This window comes from Asanoa sp. NPDC050611, assembly GCF_040654855.1.
In the GTDB taxonomy this organism is placed as follows: Bacteria; Actinomycetota; Actinomycetes; order Mycobacteriales; family Micromonosporaceae; genus Asanoa.
The window spans coordinates 1-3,708 of record NZ_JBFAIU010000516.1 but is presented as its reverse complement, the minus strand read 5'-3'; the positions used below and the strand labels follow the sequence as shown (position 1 = coordinate 3,708).

The following is a 3,708-nucleotide window of genomic DNA, read 5'->3' as shown; positions in this document are numbered from 1 at the left end:
CCGACCGGAAGATGCTCTCCCGCAGCCCGGTAAGCACCAGGATGGCGATCAGCACGCCCTCGATGACCACGAGGCCCATCGCGTCGGCCCAGAGCCGGGGTCGGCGGGAGCGAGGCGCGCGGACTCGGCCACGGTGCGCAGGCCCTGCCCCGGTGGCAGCTGCGCGTCGCCGGCGAACGCCGCCGCGACCAGCGCCTCGAGATACGTCTCCCGGGCGAGCGGGGCGTCCAGCGGGGTCAGCCGCCGTGCCGCGGCCAGCAGCAGCATCGGGGCGGCGGGGCCGCGGCTGCGGGCGAACGCCGACTGCGCGCGGAGCCGCTCCACGCGGGCGAGCTGCAGGCCGTTCAGGTCGACCATCTCCGCGGTCGCGAGCAGCCCCTCGGCCTCGTCGGGTGTCCCGGCCGCCAACGCGGCCGCGGCGGCGGCCATGGCTCGTTCGCCGCGGCGTGCCGGATCGGGCGTGAGTTCGGCGGCGCGTCGCAGGAACGCCGCTTCGGCCGCGGCACCACCCCGGCCGCGCGCCCGGTCCGCTGACCGTTCCAGCTCTCCTGCCAGGCGTTCGTCCGGTGCCGCGGCGGCCGCCGCGAGGTGCCACGACCGCCGATCCGGGTCGGTCCGAGGGTCGGTCACCTCGGCCAGCGCGCGATGCGCCTCCCGCAGCTCGAGCGGCGTCGCGGAGCGGCGAGCGGCCGACCGGACCAGCGGATGACAGAAGCCGACGCGCATACCCAGCCTGACCAACCCGGCGGCCTCCGCGGGCGCGGAAACCTCGCCGTCCAGACCGAGCAGGAACGCCGCCCGCCACAGCACCGTCGGATCGCCGAGCGGTTCGCTCGCGGCCAGCAACAGGAACTGCTGGGTCGGTGCGGGCAGGAGGCGCAGTCGCCGCATGTAGGCCCGCTCGATGCGAGCCGACCGGCTCTCCAGCGGTCGCGACCTCGGCAGGTGGAGCCACCCACCGAGGTCGGTCGCGCTGACCTCGTCCGGCAGTTCGAGCAGGGCCAGCGGATTGCCGTGCGCCTCGGCGATGATCCGGTCCTGCACGCGTTCGTCGAGGAGTGCGGGAACCGCCGATGTCAACAACGCCCGGGCGTCGTGGTCGGCCAGCCCCGTCACCGGCATCTCCGGCAGCCCGAGCAGCTCCCGGTCGTCGCTCGGCTCGAGCTGGGCGAAGACCAGGGCGATCGGGTCGGCCACCAGCCGCCGCGCCACGAAGGCCAGGGCCTGCACCGAGGCGCGGTCGAGCCACTGGACGTCGTCGACCAGGCAGATCAGTGGCTGGCTGCTCGCCGTCGCCGACAGCAGGGTCAGCACCGCCAGCCCGACCAGGAAACGATCAGGAGGCGGACCGTCGGCGAGGCCGAAGGCGACTCCCAGCGCGGCGCGCTGCGGAGCCGGGAGGCCGTCCAACCGATCGAGCATCGGCAGGCACAGCTGGTGGAGCCCCGCATAGGCCAGCTCCATCTCCGACTGGACACCGGTGACCCGGATAACCCGCGCGTCGGCGGCTTTGTCGCCCAGATAGTCCAGTAACGCCGTCTTGCCCTCGCCGGACTCGCCGCGCAACACCAGCACCACATGGTCACCGGCTCGCACCTCGGCCAAGAGCTGATCGAGCCATTCACGCTCTGCGCGCCGGCCGTAAAGTCCATGCCCTGGATGCATCGGGACGTCTCCCCTGGAGCCGTTCGCCCGTTACCGCAGGACACCGGCCACGAACCGGCAGCCAAACGGTTCCGCCCTTCAAGCGTAGTGCGCGGCATCGGGCGAACGACCGCATTCACGCCCCCTACCGGCCCTACTGCTTGTCGTTGGCGCGACAGCCGCTTGCCAGCGACGGATTACGAGGATGAGGATCTGCCCTGGGCCCATTAGCGGTCCGAAATGGACAAACGAAACGGGGAGGAGCGCCAATGACTCGTACGGTTCTGCGTGTCTTGGCCACAGTCACCACGGCGATCACCCTGACGGCGCTGGCACAGGCGCCCGCGCGGGCTGACGACCCGGTCGCGATCTCGGGTCACGTCTCGTCGAACTCCAGCGGCGCCACGGTCACCGACGGCTGCGTCACGGTGTTCCAGGCCGACACGCCCGTCGAGGTGGCCACCGGCTGCCTCGACGCCGACGGCCAGTTCACGGTGCCGGTCACCCCTGGCGCGTACAAGGTGCGCATTCGGGCCACGGGCTTTCCGGATCAATGGTATTTCCAGAGCAGCACCTTCGCGCGAGCGGCCCGCGTGGACGTGTCCGAGTTCGGGTTCTTCATCTCCGTCAGCCTCTTCGACGGCTTCGCCGACATCGCCGGCCGCATCACCCGGTCTGACGGCGCGGCGGTCGAACGTGCGGCGGTGACGGCGACCAGCGTCGCGTCCGGCAGCCAGACGGCCGCCATGACGGACGCGAACGGCGCGTACACGATCGCCGACCTCGCGCCGGGGCGGTACACGGTCTTCACCCACACCGACGACCTGGGCTCACAGTGGGCTTTCGCCACGAAGGTGTTCGCGGATGCGGCGGTCTTCGACCTCGCGCCCGGTGAGGTGCGGGTCGTCGACGACACGCTGCTGCCGTTGAGCACGGTCGAGGTCGTCATGGTCGACGAGAAGGATCACAAGCGCATCACCCGCGGCTGTGTGCACGTGACCGATCGGCCCGGTGGTGAGACGTGCGAGAACGCCAACGGCGTGTTCACCGTCGGCGGTGTGCCGGCCGGTGACTACGAGGTCCGGGCGGAGCCCGAGGGCACGCACTGGCCCGCCACCAGGACGCTGACGGTCGCACCGGGCCGGACACAACGCATCACCGTCGAGGTGGAGCGGGCGACCGCGTTCGTGACCACCGTCAGGGAGTCGGCCACCGGCAGGCCCGCGGCGGGCGTGTGCGTCCAGTTCGCCAACCCCAACCTGCACCCGGCGCTGTTCAGCCAGGGCTGCAGCGCGCCCGACGGTCGGCTCGTCGTCGGCCCGCTCGAGGGCGCTGTGCGGACGCAGATCTTCGCCCTGCATCCGGACGACCGTTACGGCGCACAGTGGATCGGAGCCAAGGGTGGCACGGGCGACCAACGGAGGGCCACGTTCTTCACCGCCAAGAACGACGAGGCCAAGGCCATCGCGCCGATCCGGGTCGACCCACCGGGCTCCGTCACCGGTGTGGCCCGCGACGCCGGCACGGGTGCCCCGTTGAACCGCGTGTGCGCGTTCCCCTTCGCGCTCTCGTCGACGACCGCCCTCGACCGTCAGGTGGGGCCGCACTGCTCCGACGCGACGGGCCGATTCACGATCAACGGGCTCGGGCCGTACGCCTGGCCGGTTCTGCACATCGCGGTGTTCCGTCCGCAGTACGCCTGGCTCTGGTCCGGCGGGGCGTCGGACCGCTTCGCCGCCGACTACGTGCAGGTGCGGTCCGGTGGCACCACCACCAAGGACATCGCGATGGTGCCGGAGGGCACGATCACCGGGGGCGGATCGACGGCGACCGGTGAGCCGGCATTCGTCGGCGGCATCATCGCCCACAACACGCGGACCGGCGACCTCGCCGCGCCGCCGACAAGCAGTTCCGACTTCGAGACCGGCGGGTACGTCGTGCGCAGCCTCGCCACACAGGACGTCCGGATCGCGGACTTCGTGGCGCGCTTCGAGTGGCTCAGCAAGCCCGACAACCTCGACACGGTCGCCACCGTCTCGGTGGTCGTCACGGTCGTGGTCACGA

At 71.7% G+C, this 3,708-nt stretch carries 2 protein-coding genes; one reads left to right on the top strand and one right to left on the bottom strand.

Translation table 11 applies throughout. The features are described from left to right. Positions 1-48: 48 nt before the first annotated feature. Positions 49-1,665, bottom strand: coding sequence for an ATP-binding protein (locus AB0H87_RS39400; RefSeq protein WP_360158181.1), 1,617 nt, complete (start codon positions 1,663-1,665; stop codon positions 49-51). 272 nt (positions 1,666-1,937) lie between these two features. Between AB0H87_RS39400 and AB0H87_RS39395 the strand changes: the two genes are divergently transcribed. Further along, positions 1,938-3,708 (top strand): carboxypeptidase regulatory-like domain-containing protein (locus tag AB0H87_RS39395; protein ID WP_360158178.1); only part of this gene is annotated, 1,771 nt, incomplete at its 3' end.

Bases quoted from the DNA above. Each gene is read 5' to 3' on its own strand.
- AB0H87_RS39400 (WP_360158181.1), bottom strand. From the start codon at position 1,665: ATGCATCCAGGGCATGGACTTTACGGCCGGCGCGCAGAGCGTGAATGG.